The following is a 22,378-nucleotide window of genomic DNA, read 5'->3' as shown; positions in this document are numbered from 1 at the left end:
GTCTATATTTTTGAAAGGGGCTTGGCATAATTGAAAGAGCTAAAAATTAAAAACATTATATTTATCCTTCTTGGTGCTGCCATTTATAGTTTTGGATTTGTTCACTTTAATATCCAAAATGAACTAGGAGAAGGCGGTTTCGCTGGTATTACATTGATTTTGTACTTTATCTTTAATTGGGACCCAGCATTGATGAACCTTCTATTAAATATTCCACTATTTTTTATAGGTTGGAAACTTCTCGGCAGAAAAGTTTTTCTCTATACCATCATTGGAACTGTAGCCGTTTCGGTATTCTTGAAAATCTTTCTCGTTTACGAAATTCAAATCAATTTACAAGATGATTTGTTTTTAGCAGCGTTATTTGCTGGTGTTTTTGTTGGTATTGGACTTGGTATTATTTTCCGCTTTGGAGGCACGACCGGCGGTGTAGATATTATCGCACGCCTTGCACAAAAATACATAGGATGGAGCATGGGGAAAACAATGTTTCTGTTTGACGCTGGTGTGATTATGTTATCTTGGTTAACATTTCTTGATCACCGCTCAATGATGTATACACTCGTTGCCGTGTTTGTCGGGGCACGCGTCATTGACTTTGTGCAAGAAGGTGCTTATTCTGGCCGTGGTGCATTGATCATTTCAAATTCACAAGAAGAAATCGCCAGCCGAATTGCCATCGAAATGGATCGTGGTATTACTATTCTTCGTGGATATGGTCATTTTACAAAAGAAGAACGAGAAGTTCTGTATTGTGTAATTGCAAGAAACGAAATTGTTCGACTAAAGAATATTATTAATTCTGTTGACCCGCACGCCTTTGTCTCTTTAATGGACGTCCATGATGTAATGGGCGAAGGATTTACGCTTGATGAAGAAAAACGGCCAATTGGTTAATCGATAAATTTGCTATAGAAAAAACGGCCCATTATTGGGCCGTTTTTTTATGAACGTTGCATACCTGTATAGATTAAAATCAATCGTGCAAGCTCGAGTACTGCAACTGCTGTCGCTGCTACATATGTCATTGCTGCTGCGCTTAATACTTTCTTCGCATCGCGTTCTTCTTCATTGCGAATTATATTATGTGACAGGAGTTGATCCATCGCACGACTCGAAGCATTAAATTCAACCGGCAAAGTTATCAACTGGAAAACCACTCCAGCTGCCAATAAAATAATACCGATTAATAACGCGCCGCTCCATGCAGAAAAGAAACCAATCATAATAAAGATCCATGACATATTCGAAGATACGTTAACGATTGGCACAAGACGATGACGCAAACGTAAGAAAGCATAAGCTTCTGCATCTTGTATCGCATGTCCAACTTCGTGTGCTGCAACAGCTGTACCTGCGACCGAAGCGTCATGATAGTTATGGCTGCTTAATGCCACAATTTTTGTTAACGGATTATAATGGTCGCTTAACATTCCGCGACTTTCTGTTACTTTAACATCATGTAAGCCATTAGCATCTAAAATAATCCGTGCTACTTGTGCACCTGTGTGACCAGATGTAGAGCGAATTTTCGAGTATTTAGCATACGTTCTCTTTAATTTAAATTGAGCCCACAGTGGGATGATCAGCAAAAGGATAAAATAGAAGATATAACCGCCTATACCCATGTCTAAATCAACACCTCTTTCTACTTGATACTCTTATTTTACTTAAATTAGTCAATATTGGTCAACTGAAATGGATTGTGATTTGTTTAAATGAGCGACATAAAAGGCGAATCCGACACAAACAATGGAAAGCCAGAATGTAAAGTAACCAATTTGGCTACTATACTCACTTAATCTACTGTATATCGGCATTTGACCAAAGACATAATCGATTACATCGTTATGCAAAGTCCAAACAGCTGTTAAAGCGACAGATAGCCAGCCAAAACGGTAATGTTCAATATAAAGAACCGCCTGCAATGCCATCGCAAAATGAGAGCCTATTAACATCCAGCCAATCCAACCAATTGATCCTACCTCCCACAACGTAAGTAAATTCATGACAACAGCCCACAAGCCATATTTAATCAATGTAACAAAAGCTAAAGCTTCAATTAATCGATTTCGCTTCCTAAAAATCCACAATCCAAGGACGATTGTGAAAAACAAGCTCGCTGTCGGACTATCTGGAACAAATACTAGAAACTTCGGATTTGTGATTTTTAGTTGCCATCCATACCATATGTATCCATAAATCGAACCCGCCAAGTTTACTACAAAAAGTAAGATTAAAAATGGACGGTACATTAACCAAGTAGAAATTTTAATCGCAAAGGAAAGCATTGGTTTTCTTCCTTTCAAGATAGAAAAAAAGAGCCGGTTTCCCGACTCTTTTTCTATTAGTTATTATTCTGCTTCAAGGCCTGAAATAAATTCAGCTAGAACTTGCAGATCTTCATCTGTTCCATCCCAAGCTGCAGGCATCACTAACGTTCCGCCTTCTTCAATACCATTTTTAGCAATTTCAGAGATTTCTTCAGGAGATAAGCCAGTACCCGTAAGTGCTGGTCCAACGGCTCCTTCTAAGTTATCTCCGTGGCAACTAATACAAGCGGCGCCAGCATAAATTTCATATCCTGGGTCAGTTGTATCAATTTCCACTTCTTGTGTAATTTTCCCTTGTGCTTCAGCAGCCTCCCAGTCATGGTTTGCTACTGATTCCCATGTTAGGAAGATGATTGATGCGATCGCAAGAATCATAAATCCTGTAGGCAACGGGCGTTTTGAAGGGCGTCTTTCCGGACCGCGGTCTAAGAATGGTGCCAACATAAGTGCTCCAAAAGCAAGTCCTGGAATGATGATGGCTCCAACCACGTTAAATGGACCGGATGCAAATTCGTATTTCAATAATTGATATAAGAACAAGAAATACCAGTCTGGTAAAGGAATATATGCTGTATCTGTTGGATCAGCCTGACCTTCAAGAGGTGAAGGATGAGCAACCGTCAAAAGCAGATAACCGATTAAGAAGACTGCACCAATCATCCATTCTTTCAAAAGGAAGTTTGGCCAGAAAGCTTCTGTTTTACCAGGGTATTCGGAGTAATCTTTAGGAACATTCGGCTTACGGAATTCCATACTCGGAACACGCGAATCCCCTACAAATTTCATCCCTTTTCCGCGATGCATAAGTGTTCCCTCCTTAAAAAAATCCTTGTTGCAGAATGAATTATAGCGGTCCTGAAATACCTTGTCTTCTAATCATGATAAAGTGAGCAGCTAGCAACCCAAGCAACGCTGCAGGTAAGAAGAAGACGTGGATAGCGAAGAAGCGTGTCAAAGTCTGTGCACCAAGGATAGTTGAATCCCCAGCTAATAGAATTTTGATCGATTCACCGATTACCGGTACAGATGCTGCAATTTCAATCCCAACTTTTGTTGCAAATAAAGCTTTCATATCCCATGGAAGCAAGTAACCTGTGAAACTTAATCCAAGGATTACGCCGAATAGTAGTACACCTACTACCCAGTTTAGCTCACGAGGTTTCTTATAAGAACCTGTAAAGAATACTCGTAGTGTATGAAGGAAAATCATAACAACTACAAGAGAAGCTCCCCAGTGATGCATCCCACGCACGATTTCTCCAAAAGCAACTTCGTTCTGAAGATAATAAACCGACTGCCAAGCATTTTCAATATCTGGCACATAATACATTGTTAAGAACATACCGGATAAGATCTGAATTACTGTAATGAAAAACGTAAGTCCCCCAAAACAATAAACAAATGCTGAAAAGTGGTGTGCGGGGTTTACGTGCTCAGGTACTTCATGGTCAGCAATATCACGCCAGATAGGCGTAATGTCTAATCGCTCATCAACCCAATCATATAACTTGTTTAGCACTGGTGTCGTACCCCCTAACTATTAAACTAATGTGTTGTCTCTTACTGCGCCGATTGCAACAAAACCATCTTGTTCTTTAACTTGGTACTCATCGAGTGGTCCAAGCGGCGGTGTTCCCGGGATGTTTTGTCCGTTTTTCTCATAACGGCCTGCGTGACATGGACAGAAGAATTGTGTCGGGTGTTCTGGATCTCCCGCCCAGTTTACTGTACATCCTAAATGTTTACAAACTGGTGAAAGTGCGATTAGTTTATCGCCTTCTTTATACACCCAAGCTGAATTTGTTACTTCAGATTTGTACCATGCGTCTGTTTGTTCAAATGTAAAGTCGACACGTACTGGCTCTTCCGTAATATCAGCTACAGCTTGATCAGTTAAAACGTAGTCTCCGCCTTCATGTTGCTGAAGAATCGGGTCTACTGCAAAACGAACCATTGGCATCAACATACCTGCTGCCATGAAACCACCTACACCAGTTAAAGTGTAGCCTAAAAATTGACGTCGTGATACACGATTATTACTCATCCTTTTCCCCCCTCTAACATTCAAGGTCAGTCCAATGGACATACTCATTCAAATATAATTACTAGGACAACCTAATGATATATCAATCAAATCTTAAGGTCAATATCGCATATAGCCTATTCAAGCAGTTTGTGAACATTTCATGAATGATGTGACCATTCTTTTGTAAATAGCGGCAATACCTGTCTCAATTGGTCTTCCATGACTGAGTTTTTGAAGGATTGGTCCATATCCTCCATCGGAATTGCCGGAAGCCATAAAACATTTTTCAGGCTATCAATCATTCGCCATTCTGAATCCGTTGTTAAATAAAAGATATGTTTAAACTTCGTATGCTGTAATTCTTCCAACAGTTCATCTGCAATTCGTTGACGATTTGCTATTTTGCCATAAGAAATAGGCGGAAGCAAAAGTATCCGCCCTTTAAATTGTTTTTCTAGTAGAGCAGTTAAGTTTTGCAAGTATTCGGAAGCGCCTGCACTGGATTTCATCCCTGTTTCACTTAAATCTAATTGCAAAAGTGGTACAACAGCTGTATCTATATAATCTTGTTGGCTCAAATATTGATCAATTTCTTTGCCGATAAAATGCATAGCGTATTTTCACTCTCCGTCTTTTTTAATGGCTTTGAACGCCTGCAATATCGCCGACAGTTCAAAAAAGCGATCGCGATCATTAGCATCTAATGCTTCGTCAATTTGTCTGTAAATCGTTTCCTCATGGAAAACAGACATACTTTCTTTTAAAATTCCCTCAGCAATTTGACGATCTTGTTCATCGATAGATGCATCTTCAGGTATATATGGATTTTCTTCCAATACCGATAAATACAATGTCGGCGGAGGAATGTTAGGAAAATTCAATTGGATATACAAATGTTCATCGGGATTTAGACGCAAATCATGAAATGATTTTTCTGCATCCGCGGTCATTAAATTCCCTTTATAAAAGCGAAAAGGAATTTCTTTTGAATCTGTTGAGGACATGACCATTGCACGTGGACAATAATGCGCTTCTTCAACAAAATGGGTTTTTTCAAGCAGGTCTTCGTTGCTCAACATATAATTTAAAATCCAAATGCATTCACGTCTTTTCATCTTGTATGATTGTAAGAACCAACGGACAAATTGCTTTTTTTCACCTACTGATACTGAAGCGGTCATGAAATTTCCTCCTTTCATTCAAAAGACTGCTGCCAATCAAACCATTCTGGATTTTCTGGTTCTAGCACTTGCAGTTCTTTTATTATTTCGAGAGCGCGCTCTCTTTTTCCTTCTTCTATTAAAAATAAGGTATATTTTTTCAAAAAATCCGCATCATCTTTAAACGACGAATAAGCTTTATCGTAGTAAACTGTTGCTTGCTTATAATTTTCTGTGCGTTCATAGGCTTCTGCTACCATTGGGTAAAGACCTGCCCAGTCATCGCCACTTTCAACTACCATTTCTGCCAACTCAAGAACTTCTTCATCTTGTTCTTGCGCATGGAAGTAAGATACTAATGTATAAATTGCTTCCATGTACTCTGGGTCTAATGCAATTGCTTGACGAAGATGCTCCACACCCTCTTCTGCTTTCCCAAGTTTTAAAGCAAGTTTGCCGGCGAATAAATACAACTCTTTATCAAATTCATCTCTAGCAAGACCCTCACTTATTGCTTGATAAGCAGGTTGATAGTCTTCTGCCATATTGTAGCTTTGTGCTTTTAATAAATACGCAGAAAAATAATCTGGATCAATGCCGATTAATTCATCGAGGCGACGTACAGCCATCTCGTATTGACGCGTTTGGAATGCCGCAAATGCCGCGCCAAACAACACATCTGGCGTTGCTAAGTCTTCAAGCGCTTTTTCATAATAAGGCAGCGCTTCTTCATAGGCCGCTCCTGCACTATATACTTCAGCTAGTCGTTCAGAAATATTGACTCCTTCTATGACCACATGCTGTGCTTCAAGCTCTTGATAAATTTTAGCCGACTCAAGATAACGTCCAGAATCTAGCAAAAGTTCCGCTTTTGCTTGCTGCAAAAGGGGTTCCTCTGGCATTAAGTCTATCGCTTCGTTCAAACGATTCTCAGCCGCTTCAAGCAAACCTTGTAGTTGGAACAAGTCAGCTAAGGTTACAAGCGCCTGAGCATACAATTCATCGTCTTTCGGAATTTCCATCAAGGCATTTAATGCATCATCTTCGCGGTCAGCATCAATTAACAAATTGGCTTTGTCGATCGTCAGTTGGGCTTCTTCAGGAAAGATGTATTGTAAATGTTCGAGTACTTTAATGGCTTCCTCGACAAAGCCTATTTCTGCTAGCCATTCAGATAAACCATATTGCTCATCTGGATCACCTTTAAGTAAATAATCATCTAGTAAAGTGTTTAGAAGATTAGGATCTCCTTGTTCCACTGCTTTTTGTATTTGTTCAATATTCGCCATACTATCACCTATTCCTTCACATTCTTACATTCATCCTACACGAAATGTAGCTATTATCATAATAAAAAAACTCTCCAAAATGGAGAGTTAATTTGTCAGTAAATTCAGTTGTTCAAAAAAGTTTGGATACGAAATCGAAATGCATTCTGGGTCGTCAATCGCAACTTCATCCGAGGCTACTAAAGCTGCTACGGCTGCCATCATGCCAAGACGGTGATCTCCATAAGAAGTCATTTCAGCACCCGACAAAACGGTTGGTCCGTGAATAATCATGCCATCTTCGGTTGCTTCGATATTCGCGCCCATTTTCGACAATTCAGTCACAACAGCAGCTATGCGATCTGTTTCTTTTACGCGTAATTCTTCAGCATCTTTAATCACAGTCGTTCCTTCCGCTTGCGTTGCAATTAAAGCGATCAGCGGAATCTCATCAATCAAACGCGGGATGAGATCACCACTAATTTCGGTACCTTTTAAAGTGCTAGAAGAAATGGTTAAGTCAGCTGAGCGTTCACCCGCAGTTTCTTTTTCTTCTATTTCAATTACAGCGCCCATTTTTTCAACTACATCTAAAATACCTGTACGTGTTGGATTAATCCCTACATTTGTAAGAGTGACTTTACTATCTTCTGTGATCAATGCCGCTCCAATCATAAACGCTGCAGACGAAATGTCTCCAGGAACTTGAACGTGAGCTGCCGTCAACTTTTGTCCACCTTCGAGCTTAATTACGTGATTTTCACGATTAACTGTTGCGCCAAAATGTTCCAACATAATTTCAGTATGATCACGAGATGCGATAGGTTCGTGAATGACCGTTTGACCATCCGCTTTTAAAGCTGCTAGAAGAATAGCAGATTTTACTTGCGCACTTGCAACTGGCAATGTATAGTCAATTGCTTTTAACTGAGTTCCTTGAACTGCTAACGGTGTAAATTGTCCATCTTGTCGTCCGCGAATATCCGCACCCATTTCACGAAGTGGATTGATAATGCGCTTCATAGGACGTTTAGCAATCGACTCATCCCCAGCCATTACGGAATGAAACGATGTGCTAGCTAATAGTCCCAGCATTAAGCGAGTAGTCGTTCCAGAATTTCCTGTATCCAAAACTTCAGACGGCTCTTTCCAAGACGCTTCACCTTCGCTTTGAATGGTGACTAAGTCGTCTGTAACATCAATTTTCACGCCGAGTTTTCTAAAACAAGAAATTGTACTTAAACAATCATCACCCATAAGAAAGCCTTCTACTGTGGTGGTGCCTGTTGCGATTGATCCGAACATGATGGCCCGATGAGAAATAGATTTGTCTCCCGGGACCTGTATGCTACCTTTTAAGCTTGGTTTTTTAAATGCTAACGATAATGCCATGGAGTCATCCACCCTCTCAGGAAATATATGTATCGTAAACTGTTCTTGACGAAATACATTTTTGTGCACGCAGACGGTCTTCGTTTGTTTGAAAACTAATGACCAGAATACCAAATACGTCTTCACGTGTTTCTAAAATCCGAATATTGACAATGCTAATGTGTTCTTCTGCTAAATAACCCGTCAGTTCAGAAATAATACCTGGTACGTCTGGTATATCTATGTACAAATCAAATACAGAGAACATTGCCCCGTGACCAGCAATCGGGAGCTCATCTCTCACAATTTTTGCGTGATTGAAAAATTGTTCAATGGGTTCTGGATCATTTTGTTGAAGCATTTCTTTTAATTGTTCCATTTGCTGCATCCAGTTGTCTAATTGATGAACAATCATGGCGTTGTTTTGAGTGGTGATATCTCGCCACATTTCCGGATTTGCCGAGGCAATCCGTGTAGTGTCTCGAAAACCACCTGCAGCCAATTGCCGTGCAAAAGGGAATTTCTCTTCTTGGTCTAATTGATGAACGAGTGACGCTGCGATCAAATGCGGAAAATGGCTGACTACAGCCGTCATGTGATCATGTTCTTCTGCTGCTAACACTTTAATCTTGGCTTTTGTTACAGACAATAAATCTTTAAGAAACTGAAGACTTTTTTCATCCGTTTTTTCGTCAGGCGTTAAAATATAAAATGCATTTTCAAAAAGCACTTCTTTTGCAGCTTCGACACCGCTTTTGTGCGAACCTGCCATTGGATGACCACCAATAAACAGGTGATTCAGCTTTTTAGAAGCTTCCATGATTTGCAATTTTGTACTTCCCGTGTCTGTCAAAATAACATCGTCTTTTAAATTCCAGTACTTACTTTGCTCCATCAACTTGATCGTTGCACCTACTGGTGTGGCAAAAACAATAACATCGGCTTCCGCTGCAGCTTGCTCAAGTGATGGCGGTGAACTATGTATGATACCCATCTTAAAAGCTTTTCGTGCTGTTAATGCACTTGAATCATAGCCCGCAACATGGATATCCTTGTTGCGCTGAAGCGCTTTTGCCAATGATCCCCCGATTAAGCCCAATCCGATGATTAATATGTGTTTGGTCACTTTGAAATCACCTGGCTTTTTGCTGATAGATCCGGACGTAGTTTTGTCGCTTCATTTAAATATACGTGATGAATTTCTTTTTGGTTTAGCTCGGTATTTACATGCATCATGACACGAATACATAAAGGCATACTGCCAGGAACGTCCATTTCATGTGTGCACATGACCGGCACATAATTCCATTCTTCTATTGTTCGAACGGCTTTTGCAGGAAAAGCTGACGAAATATCAGTTGTTGTTGAAATGATGACTGATGCGACATCTTCTGGATCAATTTTGTTTTCTTTGGCCATTTCCAAAACTAGACGTTTTGTTTCTTTTAGCACTTCTTCCGCCTGATCTGCAGTAACCGTAATTGCCCCTCTTACTCCACGTATCATCAAATCACTTCTCCTATCTGTGAAACTAATTTTTCGTATGCTGCAAAGGCACGCTGTTCATCTATTTTGTCCACATATGGATGACCCGTCTGTTCTAGAAGAACAAAATTCAGTCTTCCTTTTGATGACTTTTTATCTTTTTTCATATATGGCAATAATGCTTCAAACTGAATTTCCTTTAGCAAGTGGAGCGGATACTTGTTGACCTTTGACCACTGAACAAACTCAGCCAAATTCTTATGCTCTGATAACAATAACGCATAAGACATTCCAAGAACGACCGCTTCGCCATGTGTAATTTCACCATAGCCTAGATGGCCTTCTATCGCATGAGCTAAAGTATGACCAAAATTCAAGTATTTCCGGACGCCACCTTCAAATTCATCTTCTTCAACAATTGCTGCTTTAACAGCAATTCCTTTTTCTAAATGACGGTTCAATTCATCCTCTGTCAAAAGACTAAAATCTTCGATTGCTAATAGTTCTGATAGCCACTGTTCATTAGAAATAAAAGCGTGTTTGATCACTTCCGCCATTCCAGAACGAACTTCTCCAGGTGGTAAAGTGCTTAATAATCCACTGTCGTACAAAACAGCTTTCGGTTGATAAAACGTCCCAATCATATTCTTGCCTAACTCGTGATTGATCGCTGTTTTTCCGCCCACTGCACTATCATGTGCCAAGATTGTTGTCGGAAGCTGAATAAAGGGTACGCCGCGCATAAATGTCGAAGCGACAAATCCTACAACGTCTCCTGTAGCTCCTCCACCAAATGCTAATAATAACGAATTTCGAGAACAGTTTTCAGATAGAAGAAAGCTGTGGCAGGCCATAAAGGTCTCCACAGATTTCGCACTTTCCCCGGCAGGAATCGTTAATACACGAATGTCCCAATCCGTTAAATAATTCAACAAATATTGTAAGTGAAGCTCGGCCACTTTTTCATCTGCGATAACCACAATCTGGTCAGCTGCATCTAGTAAGGGGCGATAAGTATCCGCAAACAAATCGAATGCTCCGGCACCAATATGGACAAGATAAGGATGATCAGCTTCGACCTGCAATTGCTTCATGCTTAAAACTCCTTCGTGTAATTCATGTAGTTTTTCAAGTTATCAACCAAACGCGGCATTTGGTCAGCGTCAAACTGATCTAATAATGCATTTGCCACTTCCCAAGCTACAACGTGTTCCGCAACAATTGAAGCTGCCGGTACTGCACAACTATCTGAACGTTCAATGCTTGCTTGGAACGGTTCTTTTGTTTCAATATCTACACTTTTTAGTGGTTTGTATAAAGTAGGAATCGGCTTCATTACACCTCTTACAATAATTGGCATACCTGTCGTCATACCACCTTCAAATCCGCCTAAATTATTAGTGTTACGCGTATATCCATTTTCTTCGTCCCATAAAATTTCATCATGAACTTCACTACCAGGCTTTCTCGCCATTTCAAACCCTAAACCGAACTCGACGCCTTTAAAAGCATTAATGCTCATAATAGCAGCAGCGAGTTTCGCATCTAGCTTACGATCATAATGTACATAGCTACCAATACCTGCTGGCATACCTTCTACGATAACTTCTACTGTGCCCCCAATAGAGTCTCCATTTTTTTTCGTTTGATCGATTAAATCAGTCATTTCTTTTGTAACCGATGGATCAGCACAATAAACAGCATCATTTTCAACAATTTCTCGAATTTCATCTGCTGACTTCCCAATGTAACTTTCAGGATTTACTTTAATCCCACCAATTTCTGTAACGTGAGAAACTATTTTGATCCCAAGTTCTGCTAATAATTGTTTTGCAACTGCCCCAACTGCTACTCGCACAGTTGTTTCACGCGCTGACGAACGTTCTAAGACATTTCGAAGGTCGCGGTGACCATATTTCATCCCACCGTTTAAATCGGCGTGACCTGGGCGTGGACGTGCTATTTGACGTTTCACTTCTTCCGTTTCTTCAATTGGTTCAATTCCCATAATAGAGGTCCAATGTTTCCAATCGTCATTTTTGACGACTAAAGCGACAGGAGAACCTAAAGTTTTGCCGTGTCGAACGCCAGAAACAATTTCAACCGTATCTTTCTCGATTTGCATTCTTCTGCCGCGTCCGTGTCCGCCTTGGCGTCTTTTTAATTCTTTATTAATCATTTCTGCCGTTAAAGGCAACTGCGCCGGCAACCCCTCTATGATGGCAGTCAATTGCGGACCGTGTGATTCTCCTGCTGTTAAATAACGCATTTACACTTTCTCCCTTCAACGTGCTAAAGTATTTATGTACCACTATACCATAAGATATTTCTTCAATTCTATATTAAAATTAGATAAAGTGAAACTTCAATCAATTGAAAATTTTATCTTCATCAAATATTCATATTCAACAAAAAAAGCCGCCCCATATGGGACGGCTTTTTCATAGGGTAAATTAGTTAACCCAGCTGTTCATTGTTTTTTCGTATGATACTAATTCTTCTTCTTTGAAGAACAAGCCGATTTCGCGTTCTGCGCTTTCAGCAGAATCCGAACCGTGAATCATGTTTTTCCCAACAGTTACTGCGAAGTCTCCACGGATTGTTCCTGGAGCTGCATCTTTAGGGTTAGTAGCGCCCATCATTTGACGTGCAGTCAAAATAACGTTTTCGCCTTCCCAAACCATTGCGAATACAGGACCTGAAGTGATGAATTCTACTAATTCACCGAAGAATGGACGTTCTTTGTGCTCGCCGTAATGCTCTTCAGCCAATTCAGTAGGAATTTGCATTAATTTAGCACCTGCTAAATGATATCCTTTTTTCTCGAAACGTGCGACGATTTCTCCGATTACGTTGCGTTGAACGCCATCTGGTTTAACCATTAAAAATGTTTTTTCCAATGTAAACACTCCTCTATTAAAAGCTCGGGCTTTTTGCCCACCTTAAAAAATACTATCATTGTCGAGTCATTTGTCAACTAGCAACTTAAAATTTTCGTTTCCCAATAAAAAATGCAATTTTGCGCATTGTTTTTACACCTTGACCTTTTGGCAAGAACGATAGCTCACGCAAAGCCTTTTGCAAATAACGTTCACTCATTGCTTTCGCTTCTTCAATCCCGGAGCTATTGCGTATTGCTTCAACTACTTTAAACCTTTCTTCGTTTGAAAGATCTTTATTCAAATTCGCTTTTAGCATGGCATACAGTTCAGGATCTTTTCTCGCACACAAAATCGGCAAGGTGATATTCCCTTGGATAAAATCGCTCCCCGCAGGTTTCCCCAATTCTTCATCTGTTGAAGTAAAGTCCAGGATGTCGTCAATTATTTGAAAGGACATTCCGATAAAGTAACCAAAGCGTCGCAAATGTGCTGCCGTTTTTTCATCAGTTCCAGAAACAAGCGCTCCCAGTTCACAACTAGAGGAAATCAACAATGCCGTTTTGCGTTTAATACGCCGGAAATAATCACGTAAATTTTGATCGAGCCTGTATTTGTCTTGGATTTGAATAATTTCCCCACGGCAAACTTCAATTAAGGTTTTAGATAAAATTTCATGTACACGCGGAGATTCAATTTCAGTTATGTGCTCCAACGCTCGCGCCAAGATAAAATCACCTGTGTACATCGCCACACTATTGTTCCACTGCGCTTTAACGGTTGGTTGACCTCTACGAATTTCAGAATCGTCGATTACGTCATCATGGACGAGAGATGCCATATGAATCAATTCAAGTGGCACAGCAACTTGTTTCATCACATCAACATTGTAATTCCCAAATTTTCCTGCAAGCAAAACAAAAACAGGTCGGATTCTTTTCCCTCCGGCCTGCAATAAATGAAGAGACGCATCATTTAAAAGGAGAGATTTGGAATCCACTGCCTGTTCCAACTCTTTCTCGATCATTTCTAGTTCCGGTTTAAGATCGGAATAGAGCAATTTCAACTTCATCTTTTCCACTTAAAATCCTTCTCCCGCTAGTTTACTTTTTTTATACCTAAATGGAGGGCGGCGGCGCCTCCTGTATAAGGCTTGTATTTCACTTTTTCAAATCCAACTTCAGCAAACAATTTCGCAAGCTGTTTCATACCCGGAAACGTTTTCGCTGACTCCTGTAACCATGAATATTCATTATAGCTTTTAGCGAAGAGTTTACCGAAAACTGGCATGATAAAACGGAAATACATTCTAAAAAATGGTTTGAAAACGATATTTTCAGGTTGGGATGTTTCTAGACAAGCAATCATGCCACCCGGCTTTAACACACGGTGCATTTCCGTAAGCACTTGACGGTAATCTGGAACATTTCGTAACCCAAAACCAATGGTTGCAAAGTCAAACGAATTATCGGGGTATGGCAATGACATGGCATTTCCTTGAACCAATTCGATTTGTGGCATGTCTTTTGTTTTGTCATGCCCGACATTTAACATGTTCTGGCTGAAATCGAGCCCGATTACTTGTCCAGTCTCTCCTACTGCTTTTCCTAACGCAATGGTCCAATCAGCCGTCCCACAGCACACATCGATAGCTGCGGCACCTTTTGGCACCTGCATTTTGAACATTGTGTCTTCACGCCATTTATTGTGTTGCTGGAAACTGATCACCGAATTCATTTGATCATAGTTCTCAGATATTTTTTCGAATACTTCGTGGACTCTCTGTTCTTTCGTTTTAGGCATATCAGTCATCCTTCTCGGGTCAGCTGCTCAGCTCTATGCTGGTGCGGGGTTATTTGATGGAGCAGAAATTGTGTCAATTCATAATCTAGTGCACAATCGGCGATTGACGCCAAAATCTGTTCATGCAGGCTATCCAACTTTTCCGTTAGCCAATATTTCGTATAATTTTCATGGACTAGACTTGTGTTTAACTCACGTAGAAAATGCGAATAATTGTTAGCTTGCAATCGATTTAGCTCTTCAGCATAACGGATATAGAGCAGCGCTTGTTTAGCTAACATTTCATATTCGGTATAACCATAAAATGTATAAAAAGACATTAAAAGTTCAGTTTCAATAACGGTAATTGCCTGTTCCATTTCTTCTACCGTTCGGAATTCCTCTTCAAAAAAGGAAGTTTTGCTTTCGCTCACTTTAATAATAGCTGATGCCAGTCGTTGAACCATCGCAATGTTATTAGAGTTGACTAGCATTTGATAGTAAATTCCACTGTATAAGTCTCCAGCTAATACGGTTAGCTGTTGTTCTTTAATAATGGGAGCATCCTCTTTTACTTGATCATGCGCATGTAATGCGGCATAAACAATGGAAACCGTTTTTGCAGAGGCTTCAATATCCGGCGACCAAGTTTTCCCGCTGAAAAAAGGCAATAGTAAAAAAAACAAACGGGACTCTTTGACAGAGGGACCTTCTGTAAATTGATCGAGCGTCCGCTGTCGCACAGCATTCAAGACCTCGATTTCCATTGAGATGATTTTCGATTGTATTTGATGTCCCTTCATACTGCTTGCTCCATTCATGATTTAGCCATACTACATTAGTATATCACAGGCATAGCCTTGCCTTCATTAATATCGTTTATTTTTTGGCTTCGCTTTCAACGATACCATGGGCAGAATGAATCTCCGCTTTGCCACGAATTTTCATTGCTGAAGTGTGTTCAGTAAATTGAGCGATCATCACTTCGCCTTTATCCAATTTTTCAGTATGGTGAAATTTTGTATCGTTCCCCCGAGTCAGTCCAATAACGTTTACGCCATCTTCTTGCGCACGGATAATAATATATTCTGTCTGAGCCATTCTCGCACCTACTTTATAGTTTTAGTTCATATTGATATAAGTAATTACTTCTGAACGCTTTACCGCATCGGTTTCAAGAATTCCGCGTGAAACAGCTGTTACTGTTTTCGCTCCTGGTTTCTTAATCCCTCTCATCGTCATACACATATGCTCTGCTTCCACCATGACATAAACACCATGTGGATTTAAGGTTTCCATTAAAGACTCTGCAATCGAAGAAGTAATACGCTCTTGAAGCTGCGGACGTTTTGAAACTGTTTCTACAGCACGTGCCAATTTACTTAATCCTGTTACGACTCCATCGCGAGGAATATAAGCAATATGCGCTTTACCGAAAAACGGCACAAGATGATGTTCGCACATCGAATAAAATGGAATATCTTTGACGAGCACTAATTCTTCATGCCCTTCATGAAAAACAGTTTTGAAGTATTCTTTTGGATCTTCTTTTAATCCAGAAAATACTTCCGCATACATCTTAGCTACCCTTTTTGGTGTATCTTGTAACCCTTCACGACTGATGTCTTCTCCAACTGCTTCTAAAATCATCGAGACGGCTTGCTCGATTTTATCAAGATCTACTTTTTGTGCTTTCACATCTATCACTCTGCTTCCCCCTGTTGAAGACAAATCGGTTATTTGTTTGGCAACCATAAAGCTGCTCATATATTTTTAACTGAATTTAGTTTTGCATCAATCTAGCATCAATCTATAACTTCAAGAACCTGAGACGGCTCCCTCCGCTTTTCTCACATGAATCGTAGCATACGCACGGGTGTTTCGCAAAATTGTTGGCTCAAAAAAAGGATGACTTTTGCAAGATTGTGTCTCGCAAAAGTCATCCTATGTACAGAGGCTAAAGCTTACTTCACTGCGTCTTTAAGCGCTTTACCTGGCTTAAATGCAGGAACTTTGCTTGCAGCGATTTCGATTTCAGCACCAGTTTGCGGGTTACGTCCTTTGCGGGCCGCGCGTTCGCGTACTTCAAAGTTACCAAATCCGATCAACTGTACTTTTTCACCCTTAGTTAAAGCGTCTTGAATCGTCTCAAATGCAGCGTCAACTGCTTTGGCAGCGTCCTTACGAGAAAGTTCAGCTGCTTCAGCAACAGAGTTCACTAATTCTGTTTTGTTCATGCTATTCACCTCCTCTCAAAGGGGATGCAACCATCAATCCTGTAAAAAGAGTATCACATCGAAAATCGCATAGCAACAACAAACAGCCCACTTTTCCAATAAACATATCAAATGCTAACAAAATTTTCTAAAAAGCAGCTATTTCTATTAAAAACGCGTTAAATCAAGGTTTTTTACTCTGTTAAAAAAATTGGTTCATTTTCTTCGTTTATCGTGTAAGGAAGTGAATAAGCTGGCAAAACCGGATAGTCTTCATACAAAATAAATCGAATATCCTGACCCGGTTCTAACTCGCCTTCATATTCTTGAATCTCTGTAAAAAGGTCCATTGCATAATCAATATAAACGTCTCCGCTTCCTGTAATGACCATCGGCAAGTTTCTGCCACTATATGGACTAACTACCGTTGGTTCTTCAGAGAATCCCATTGCTTTGTGATTAAATTTATAGACATTATCGGTCAATATCTCAGCGATTGGAGCTTTTCCTCCATTCGCGCTTTTGCGTACATTCACTGATCTGATCGCCTCTGCAGCTTTTAAATCAACCAGTTTTACGGTCGGGTTTTCTTCAACATCCACTAAGACATATTGAAAAATCCCACCCGTTTCAAATGCATTGGTTGGTATTTCAGCAGTATATGCAGGAACAATTTTCGCAAAATCAATTGGATACTTAATATATTGATCTACATCCATATCCCGAGTTTTAATCGGCAGTAAGCCACCTGTTGCATCTCTGTACTGATTTACAGCGTTTTGCACAGTAAGTAATTGGTCTTCATACGGAACTTGATTTTCGGCTCTCTCACTTTGCGGATACCCACAAGCCGCCAAAACCCCAGTCATTAACAACAACAAAAATAATATTGATATTTTTTTATTTTTCTCACCTCAAGCGCCACCTGTCGGTCCACTGAATACCGTGAATATCATGATGAAAAATCCAAGAATCAGCAAAATATATGCAACTAGCGCAAAAATAAATTTAAGAATGCCATTTTGCAATTTGTACCTACTTAAATAGATTAAACCCATTGAAAGTAGTAAAAAAAGAATTCCGGCAAATGATACCCACATTTTGTCTAAAGCACTCATAATTGCCCGCCTTTCGTAGTGTTTCAGTCAATAGTATAGCATAAAAAAAGAAGAGTCTGCCTTAAGCATCCTCTTCTTTTGTGACAATTATAGCAAGTCGACTAGGTCTTCCATTTCGTTCTTTTTCGTGCGGCCCATCAATTTTCCAACTGCGTCATCTGTCGATACATTATCAAAAAGCACCGAATAAAGCGCAGCAGTAATTGGCATCGGCACATCATATGCTTCTGATAGCTGATAAGCAGCTTTCGTGGTCCGAATCCCTTCAACTACCATGCCCATTTCTTCAAGCACTTCGTCTAAGGATTTCCCTTTGCCTAACATATTGCCTGCGCGCCAATTGCGTGAATGGACACTTGTACATGTCACAATCAGATCACCCACACCTGTTAAGCCTGAGAACGTTAAAGGTGTTGCTCCCATTTTCACACCGAGTCGAGCGATTTCTGCTAGTCCACGCGTCATAATCGCTGCCTTTGCATTGTCACCAAACTCTAGTCCATCTGTAATACCAACAGCTAATGCGATGATGTTTTTTAAAGCTCCACCAATTTCCACACCGATTACATCGGTATTTGTGTAAACACGGAAATAACTATTCATAAACAGATCCTGAATGCGTACAGCTGCTTCAGTATTCTCACAAGCAGCCGTAACAGTTGTCGGATGTTCTTGAACTACTTCTTCGGCGTGGCTTGGTCCAGATAACACGACCACTTCTTCAATCCATTGTTCTGGGATTTCTTCGCGAATCATTTCACTGATACGCTTTAACGAATCCGGCTCAATGCCTTTAGAAACATGCACGAACAAAATTTTTCGGTTAAGATTTTTTTTAATATCTCGACAAACTTCACGAATCGCTTTTGTTGGAACAGCCAACACGAAAATATCACCGTGTGAAACTGCCTGCGTTAAATCGCTCGTTGCCTTCAGACTTTCCGGAAGTTGTGTATCTTTTAAATAACGTTTGTTTGTATGCTGGTTGATTTCATCAGCTTGCTCTTGACGATGTGTCCAAAGCAATAAATCATGCCCGTTTTGAGCCAATACATAGCTCAGCGCGGTTCCCCAGCTTCCTGCTCCAAATACAGAAACTTTTTCCATAAGCTAAAACCACCTTTACCTTAAGTACGAGCTCTCGTTATAAGACGAAGAGGCGTTCCTTCAAAATCGAAGCTTTCGCGAATTCGGTTTTGTAAGAAACGTTCATAACTAAAGTGCATCATTTCTGGATCATTAACGAAGACAACAAATGTTGGCGGTTTGATAGCCACTTGCGTTGCATAATAAAGACGCAAACGACGACCTTTATCCGATGGTGCTGGATTCATAGCAACTGCATCTTCGATTACTTCGTTTAAGATGCTCGATTGAATACGTCTCGAATGGTTATCGTTTACTTTGTTAACGATTTCTAAAATGTTATGCACGCGCTTGCCGCTGATTGCAGAAACAAACATAATTGGCGCATAATCTAAAAACAAGAAATGCTCGCGAATTTTACGCGTCATAACATTCATCGTTTTTTCATCTTTTTCAATAGCATCCCACTTATTGACAATAATAATGACCGCTTTACCCGCCTCATGAGCATATCCAGCGATTTTCTTATCTTGTTCTTGAATGCCTTCTTCTGCGTTCAAGACCACTAAAACAACGTCTGAGCGTTCAATAGCACGCAAAGCTCGTAATACACTGTATTTTTCAGTTGTTTCATACACTTTCCCTTTTTTACGCATACCAGCAGTATCGATAATAACGTACGGTTGCTCATTGTATTCATATTGCGTATCAATAGCATCGCGCGTTGTTCCGGCTACTTCACTGACAATAACGCGTTCTTCTCCTAAAAATGAGTTTACAAGAGAAGATTTACCAACGTTTGGACGACCAATTAATGAGAATTTAATGACATTGTCAGGATATTCCTCATCGTCGTCTTGCGGGAAGTTTTTAGCAACTTCGTCTAACAAATCCCCTAGTCCTAAACCGTGAGACCCGGAAAGCGGGAAAGGTTCACCCATTCCTAATGTATAGAAATCATAAATCATGTGACGCATATCGGGATTGTCAATCTTGTTAACTGCTAAAATAACTGGTTTTTTTGTCTTATATAAAATTTTTGCTACTTGTTCGTCTTGATTGGTCACGCCATCGCGGCCATTTACAAGAAAAATAATAACATCTGCTTCGTCCATAGCAATTTCTGCTTGTTGACGGATTTGTTCAAGAAACGGTTCGTCACGAAGATCGATCCCGCCTGTATCTATAATATTGAATTCGTGTGTTAACCAATCTGCCGAACTGTAAATACGATCACGCGTTACTCCTGGAATATCTTCCACAATTGAAACCCGTTCTCCTACCACGCGATTGAAAATCGTGGACTTACCAACGTTCGGCCGGCCAACTATTGCTACTACCGGTTTTGACATAATAAATTCATCCTTCCACTTCTGATATGCCTATTATACACGAAAAAGGCGATGTCATCTGTTAAATGTCCATCCCCTTTAAATGTGCAATATTCAGTTTTTCGTAACACATGCGTAAGAAGCTGGATTAAAGCCTCTGGCAGTTAAATATTGGGCAAATTCTCCCGTTATTATTGCAGGACATTTCTGTAGTTCCATTAAGTTTTTAGCGCCTAGCGCTGTCATCATCATAGCCAAATCTTCATACAACGAGTGAATATCGGAAATTAGTTGTTTTTCGCCTTCTTGCATTGCGACTTTTAAAAATGAGCCAGCTAAACCTACCGCATCAGCTCCTAACAAAAACGCCTTAATCATATCTCGGGCATCTTGTATTCCTCCAGAAGCAAGTACAGTTTTATCAAAAACGCTCTTTACTTCAACAATTGCAGGTGCCGTTGGAATACCCCAGTCTTCAAAATAAGACAATTTTTTTTGGCGACGCTTGTTTTCAATCGCAGCAAAATTTGTTCCACCAAAGCCACTGACATCGATCGCCGAAACGTCACAATCACGCAATTTCACTGCTGTTTCACGCGATATACCAAACCCCGTCTCTTTTACGATTACCGGGACATTAACGCCTTCTTTAATGGCTTGTATGCGTTCAAGTGCACCACGAAAGTCACGGTCTCCTTCTGGCATCGTTAATTCTTGCACAACATTCAAGTGAATTTGCAGCGCATTGGCTCCAATCATGTCGACTGCGTCTTTTGCCTGTTGCACAGAAGCTTCACTTCCAAGGTTACTAAAGAAAATCCCATCCGGATTTTCTTTCCTGACCACAGCGTATGATTGTCTCTCATTTGCATCTTTAAGTGCGGCCATTTGAGAACCAACTGCCATAGCCATACCTGTCTCCCGAGCAACGCGAGCCAATAAGCCATTCAACTGTTGAGTATCTTGCCCGCCTCCCCCCGTCATTGCATTAATAAAAACAGGTGATCGTAAATTCAAATCACCTGTTTTTGGCTTTATGCAAATATCGGATACCGCAGTATTAGGCAAAGCTTGGTGAACAAAACGAATATCATCGAACATGTTTTTTTTACTTTGTCCTGTAGATAAAGCAAATTGTATATGATCCATTTTACGTTCAGCTCTCGACATCTTATTCCGATTTAAAACCTTTTAGTTTATCACCGATGACGTCACTGATTGAAAAACCAGATGACTCTTCAGGCATATCGTAATTCGAGAAATCTTGCTCGCCTTGTTTTTCTTGCAATTCTTTAATGCTTAGAGACAAGCGCTTATCAGCTTTATTGACTTCTAAAATTTTAACTTCTACTTTTTCGCCTTCTGTTAATACTTCACTTGGCGTGGCAATGTGTTTATGGGCAATCTGCGAAATATGAACCAACCCCTCGACTCCAGGTAGAACTTCCACAAATGCACCATAGCTAACTAAGCGTTTAACAGTCCCGGTATGAACAGAACCTTTTGGCGCTTTTTCATCGATAGCATCCCACGGCCCAGGAAGCGTATCTTTAATCGACAACGAAATTCGTTCTGAATCACGGTCAACCGATAAAACTTTGACAGTCACTTCTTGGCCTTCTGTTACTACGTCAGAAACTTTTTCAACGTGTTCATGCGATAACTGAGAAATATGGACAAGTCCATCTACTCCACCGATGTCAACAAAAGCACCAAAGGAAGCGATGCGCTGCACTTTTCCTTTTAATTCATCACCGGCATGGATTTTATCCATAACTTGTTCTTTTTGCGATTCTTTCTCTTTCTCCACAACTGCGCGATGAGAAAGGATTAATCGATTATTTTCTTTTTCCATTTCGACAATTTTAAAGGTAAGTTCTTTTCCTTTGTAGTCTTCAAAAGACTCGACAAAATAATCTTCAACTAGCGAAGCCGGAACAAATCCGCGTACGCCTAAATCGACAACTAAGCCGCCTTTAACTACATCTTTTACTTCGGCTTCGATGATTTCACCTGATTTAAACTTGGTTTCCAAATCATCCCATGCTTGTTCAGCATCAACTTTACGTTTTGATAAAACAAAATTTTCATCTTCTACTTTAGTGATGATTAACTCTAACTCATCTCCAACTTCGACTGAATCTGAAGCTTTTTCAATGTGCAAGCTAGATAACTCACTAATCGGAATGATGCCATCAAATGGCGCCCCTTCAATTGTTACCGTTACTGCTTTTTCTTCAATCTTTGCTACTACCCCTTTAACGCGATCTCCTGTTTGGAAGTCACGGTTTTCCATCATATTCGTTTCCTCTGACATAAGTAG

The 22,378-nt window shown here is 40.2% G+C and carries 27 protein-coding genes; 1 reads left to right on the top strand and 26 read right to left on the bottom strand.

Going from position 1 to position 22,378, the window contains the following annotated elements; genetic code table 11:
• Window positions 1–30 precede the first annotated feature (30 nt).
• A complete protein-coding gene (locus tag GPDM_RS09920) occupies window positions 31–897 on the top strand; it encodes a YitT family protein (protein ID WP_008431034.1) in 867 nt (288 codons plus the stop codon).
• 47 nt (window positions 898–944) lie between these two features.
• On the opposite strand, the gene GPDM_RS09915 is transcribed toward GPDM_RS09920, so the two are convergent.
• The 26 genes from GPDM_RS09915 to rpsA form a co-directional block, all read right to left on the bottom strand.
• The gene (locus GPDM_RS09915) at window positions 945–1,628 is read right to left on the bottom strand and encodes a zinc metallopeptidase (protein ID WP_008431032.1); all 684 of its coding nucleotides are present in this window, start codon (window positions 1,626–1,628) and stop codon (window positions 945–947) included.
• Window positions 1,629–1,679: 51 nt separating this feature from the next.
• The gene (gene lhaT / locus GPDM_RS09910; protein ID WP_008431030.1) at window positions 1,680–2,291 is read right to left on the bottom strand and encodes a lipoprotein heptaprenylglyceryl N-acetyltransferase LhaT; all 612 of its coding nucleotides are present in this window, start codon (window positions 2,289–2,291) and stop codon (window positions 1,680–1,682) included.
• Window positions 2,292–2,354: 63 nt separating this feature from the next.
• Window positions 2,355–3,137 (bottom strand): menaquinol-cytochrome c reductase cytochrome b/c subunit, encoded by a 783-nt coding sequence (locus GPDM_RS09905; RefSeq protein ID WP_008431029.1) that lies wholly within the window; start codon window positions 3,135–3,137, stop codon window positions 2,355–2,357.
• Between the two features lie 40 nt (window positions 3,138–3,177).
• Window positions 3,178–3,852 carry a menaquinol-cytochrome c reductase cytochrome b subunit gene (gene qcrB, locus GPDM_RS09900; protein ID WP_008431028.1) on the bottom strand — a complete coding sequence of 225 codons (675 nt, stop codon included), beginning with the start codon at window positions 3,850–3,852 and terminating at the stop codon, window positions 3,178–3,180.
• 21 nt (window positions 3,853–3,873) lie between these two features.
• Window positions 3,874–4,377, bottom strand: a complete 504-nt coding sequence (locus GPDM_RS09895; protein ID WP_008431026.1) for a Rieske (2Fe-2S) protein — start codon at window positions 4,375–4,377, stop codon at window positions 3,874–3,876.
• A 140-nt stretch (window positions 4,378–4,517) separates the two neighbouring features.
• Window positions 4,518–4,970: a DUF2487 family protein gene (locus GPDM_RS09890; RefSeq protein ID WP_008431025.1), complete on the bottom strand. Its 453-nt coding sequence runs from the start codon at window positions 4,968–4,970 to the stop codon at window positions 4,518–4,520.
• Window positions 4,971–4,979: 9 nt separating this feature from the next.
• Window positions 4,980–5,540, bottom strand: coding sequence for a ReoY family proteolytic degradation factor (locus GPDM_RS09885; RefSeq protein ID WP_008431023.1), 561 nt, complete (start codon window positions 5,538–5,540; stop codon window positions 4,980–4,982).
• A gap of 14 nt (window positions 5,541–5,554) precedes the next feature.
• Window positions 5,555–6,808: a tetratricopeptide repeat protein gene (locus GPDM_RS09880; protein WP_008431022.1), complete on the bottom strand. Its 1,254-nt coding sequence runs from the start codon at window positions 6,806–6,808 to the stop codon at window positions 5,555–5,557.
• Window positions 6,809–6,895: 87 nt separating this feature from the next.
• Complete coding sequence (gene aroA, locus GPDM_RS09875; protein ID WP_008431020.1) at window positions 6,896–8,179, bottom strand: 3-phosphoshikimate 1-carboxyvinyltransferase; 1,284 nt, start codon at window positions 8,177–8,179, stop codon at window positions 6,896–6,898.
• Between the two features lie 16 nt (window positions 8,180–8,195).
• Window positions 8,196–9,284 (bottom strand): prephenate dehydrogenase, encoded by a 1,089-nt coding sequence (locus GPDM_RS09870; protein ID WP_008431018.1) that lies wholly within the window; start codon window positions 9,282–9,284, stop codon window positions 8,196–8,198.
• Window positions 9,281–9,664, bottom strand: a complete 384-nt coding sequence (gene aroH / locus GPDM_RS09865) for a chorismate mutase (RefSeq protein ID WP_008431017.1) — start codon at window positions 9,662–9,664, stop codon at window positions 9,281–9,283. The genes GPDM_RS09870 and aroH overlap by 4 nt, the downstream gene beginning before the upstream one ends.
• On the bottom strand, window positions 9,664–10,737 hold the full coding sequence (aroB, locus tag GPDM_RS09860; protein ID WP_008431016.1) for a 3-dehydroquinate synthase: 1,074 nt from the start codon (window positions 10,735–10,737) through the stop codon (window positions 9,664–9,666). The genes aroH and aroB overlap by 1 nt, the downstream gene beginning before the upstream one ends.
• Before the next feature lie 2 nt (window positions 10,738–10,739).
• Window positions 10,740–11,912 carry a chorismate synthase gene (aroC, locus tag GPDM_RS09855; RefSeq protein ID WP_008431014.1) on the bottom strand — a complete coding sequence of 391 codons (1,173 nt, stop codon included), beginning with the start codon at window positions 11,910–11,912 and terminating at the stop codon, window positions 10,740–10,742.
• Between the two features lie 184 nt (window positions 11,913–12,096).
• Entirely contained in the window at window positions 12,097–12,543 is a 447-nt protein-coding gene (ndk, locus tag GPDM_RS09850) for a nucleoside-diphosphate kinase (protein WP_008431013.1), read from the bottom strand.
• Window positions 12,544–12,628: 85 nt separating this feature from the next.
• Window positions 12,629–13,603 (bottom strand): heptaprenyl diphosphate synthase component II, encoded by a 975-nt coding sequence (hepT, locus tag GPDM_RS09845; protein ID WP_008431012.1) that lies wholly within the window; start codon window positions 13,601–13,603, stop codon window positions 12,629–12,631.
• A gap of 17 nt (window positions 13,604–13,620) precedes the next feature.
• A complete protein-coding gene (locus GPDM_RS09840) occupies window positions 13,621–14,325 on the bottom strand; it encodes a demethylmenaquinone methyltransferase (protein ID WP_008431010.1) in 705 nt (234 codons plus the stop codon).
• Between the two features lie 5 nt (window positions 14,326–14,330).
• Window positions 14,331–15,107 carry a heptaprenyl diphosphate synthase component 1 gene (locus tag GPDM_RS09835; RefSeq protein WP_008431009.1) on the bottom strand — a complete coding sequence of 259 codons (777 nt, stop codon included), beginning with the start codon at window positions 15,105–15,107 and terminating at the stop codon, window positions 14,331–14,333.
• 76 nt (window positions 15,108–15,183) lie between these two features.
• Window positions 15,184–15,405, bottom strand: coding sequence for a trp RNA-binding attenuation protein MtrB (gene mtrB / locus GPDM_RS09830; protein ID WP_006829861.1), 222 nt, complete (start codon window positions 15,403–15,405; stop codon window positions 15,184–15,186).
• Between the two features lie 21 nt (window positions 15,406–15,426).
• Window positions 15,427–16,011: a GTP cyclohydrolase I FolE gene (gene folE, locus GPDM_RS09825; protein ID WP_008431007.1), complete on the bottom strand. Its 585-nt coding sequence runs from the start codon at window positions 16,009–16,011 to the stop codon at window positions 15,427–15,429.
• 257 nt (window positions 16,012–16,268) lie between these two features.
• Window positions 16,269–16,541, bottom strand: a complete 273-nt coding sequence (locus tag GPDM_RS09820; protein ID WP_006829858.1) for an HU family DNA-binding protein — start codon at window positions 16,539–16,541, stop codon at window positions 16,269–16,271.
• Between the two features lie 173 nt (window positions 16,542–16,714).
• Window positions 16,715–17,389: a hypothetical protein gene (locus tag GPDM_RS09815; protein ID WP_050789208.1), complete on the bottom strand. Its 675-nt coding sequence runs from the start codon at window positions 17,387–17,389 to the stop codon at window positions 16,715–16,717.
• Window positions 17,390–17,434: 45 nt separating this feature from the next.
• Window positions 17,435–17,638 carry a DUF2768 domain-containing protein gene (locus GPDM_RS09810; RefSeq protein WP_008431005.1) on the bottom strand — a complete coding sequence of 68 codons (204 nt, stop codon included), beginning with the start codon at window positions 17,636–17,638 and terminating at the stop codon, window positions 17,435–17,437.
• Between the two features lie 87 nt (window positions 17,639–17,725).
• On the bottom strand, window positions 17,726–18,745 hold the full coding sequence (locus GPDM_RS09805) for an NAD(P)H-dependent glycerol-3-phosphate dehydrogenase (RefSeq protein WP_008431004.1): 1,020 nt from the start codon (window positions 18,743–18,745) through the stop codon (window positions 17,726–17,728).
• Between the two features lie 20 nt (window positions 18,746–18,765).
• On the bottom strand, window positions 18,766–20,076 hold the full coding sequence (der, locus tag GPDM_RS09800; protein WP_008431003.1) for a ribosome biogenesis GTPase Der: 1,311 nt from the start codon (window positions 20,074–20,076) through the stop codon (window positions 18,766–18,768).
• Between the two features lie 93 nt (window positions 20,077–20,169).
• Window positions 20,170–21,204 carry a type 2 isopentenyl-diphosphate Delta-isomerase gene (gene fni, locus GPDM_RS09795; protein ID WP_008431002.1) on the bottom strand — a complete coding sequence of 345 codons (1,035 nt, stop codon included), beginning with the start codon at window positions 21,202–21,204 and terminating at the stop codon, window positions 20,170–20,172.
• A gap of 22 nt (window positions 21,205–21,226) precedes the next feature.
• Window positions 21,227–22,372 carry a 30S ribosomal protein S1 gene (gene rpsA / locus GPDM_RS09790; protein ID WP_008431001.1) on the bottom strand — a complete coding sequence of 382 codons (1,146 nt, stop codon included), beginning with the start codon at window positions 22,370–22,372 and terminating at the stop codon, window positions 21,227–21,229.
• Window positions 22,373–22,378: the final 6 nt, after the last annotated feature.

Origin of the sequence: Planococcus donghaensis MPA1U2 (genome assembly GCF_000189395.1) — a bacterium.
GTDB lineage: Bacteria > Bacillota > Bacilli > Bacillales_A > Planococcaceae > Planococcus > Planococcus donghaensis_B.
This window is presented reverse-complemented; position numbering and strand designations above follow the sequence as displayed.

What these genes read in the sequence shown, in the direction of transcription:
- GPDM_RS09915 (WP_008431032.1), bottom strand. Translation starts at nt 1,628, where the DNA reads ATGGGTATAGGCGGTTATATCTTCTATTTTATCCTTTTGCTGATCATC.
- lhaT (WP_008431030.1), bottom strand. Translation starts at nt 2,291, where the DNA reads ATGCTTTCCTTTGCGATTAAAATTTCTACTTGGTTAATGTACCGTCCA.
- GPDM_RS09905 (WP_008431029.1), bottom strand. Translation starts at nt 3,137, where the DNA reads ATGCATCGCGGAAAAGGGATGAAATTTGTAGGGGATTCGCGTGTTCCG.
- GPDM_RS09895 (WP_008431026.1), bottom strand. Translation starts at nt 4,377, where the DNA reads ATGAGTAATAATCGTGTATCACGACGTCAATTTTTAGGCTACACTTTA.
- GPDM_RS09890 (WP_008431025.1), bottom strand. Translation starts at nt 4,970, where the DNA reads ATGCATTTTATCGGCAAAGAAATTGATCAATATTTGAGCCAACAAGAT.
- GPDM_RS09885 (WP_008431023.1), bottom strand. Translation starts at nt 5,540, where the DNA reads ATGACCGCTTCAGTATCAGTAGGTGAAAAAAAGCAATTTGTCCGTTGG.
- GPDM_RS09880 (WP_008431022.1), bottom strand. Translation starts at nt 6,808, where the DNA reads ATGGCGAATATTGAACAAATACAAAAAGCAGTGGAACAAGGAGATCCT.
- aroA (WP_008431020.1), bottom strand. Translation starts at nt 8,179, where the DNA reads ATGGCATTATCGTTAGCATTTAAAAAACCAAGCTTAAAAGGTAGCATA.
- aroH (WP_008431017.1), bottom strand. Translation starts at nt 9,664, where the DNA reads ATGATACGTGGAGTAAGAGGGGCAATTACGGTTACTGCAGATCAGGCG.
- aroB (WP_008431016.1), bottom strand. Translation starts at nt 10,737, where the DNA reads ATGAAGCAATTGCAGGTCGAAGCTGATCATCCTTATCTTGTCCATATT.
- aroC (WP_008431014.1), bottom strand. Translation starts at nt 11,912, where the DNA reads ATGCGTTATTTAACAGCAGGAGAATCACACGGTCCGCAATTGACTGCC.
- GPDM_RS09840 (WP_008431010.1), bottom strand. Translation starts at nt 14,325, where the DNA reads ATGCCTAAAACGAAAGAACAGAGAGTCCACGAAGTATTCGAAAAAATA.
- GPDM_RS09835 (WP_008431009.1), bottom strand. Translation starts at nt 15,107, where the DNA reads ATGAAGGGACATCAAATACAATCGAAAATCATCTCAATGGAAATCGAG.
- mtrB (WP_006829861.1), bottom strand. Translation starts at nt 15,405, where the DNA reads ATGGCTCAGACAGAATATATTATTATCCGTGCGCAAGAAGATGGCGTA.
- GPDM_RS09820 (WP_006829858.1), bottom strand. Translation starts at nt 16,541, where the DNA reads ATGAACAAAACAGAATTAGTGAACTCTGTTGCTGAAGCAGCTGAACTT.
- GPDM_RS09815 (WP_050789208.1), bottom strand. Translation starts at nt 17,389, where the DNA reads ATGACTGGGGTTTTGGCGGCTTGTGGGTATCCGCAAAGTGAGAGAGCC.
- GPDM_RS09810 (WP_008431005.1), bottom strand. Translation starts at nt 17,638, where the DNA reads ATGAGTGCTTTAGACAAAATGTGGGTATCATTTGCCGGAATTCTTTTT.
- GPDM_RS09805 (WP_008431004.1), bottom strand. Translation starts at nt 18,745, where the DNA reads ATGGAAAAAGTTTCTGTATTTGGAGCAGGAAGCTGGGGAACCGCGCTG.
- der (WP_008431003.1), bottom strand. Translation starts at nt 20,076, where the DNA reads ATGTCAAAACCGGTAGTAGCAATAGTTGGCCGGCCGAACGTTGGTAAG.
- fni (WP_008431002.1), bottom strand. Translation starts at nt 21,204, where the DNA reads ATGGATCATATACAATTTGCTTTATCTACAGGACAAAGTAAAAAAAAC.
- rpsA (WP_008431001.1), bottom strand. Translation starts at nt 22,372, where the DNA reads ATGTCAGAGGAAACGAATATGATGGAAAACCGTGACTTCCAAACAGGA.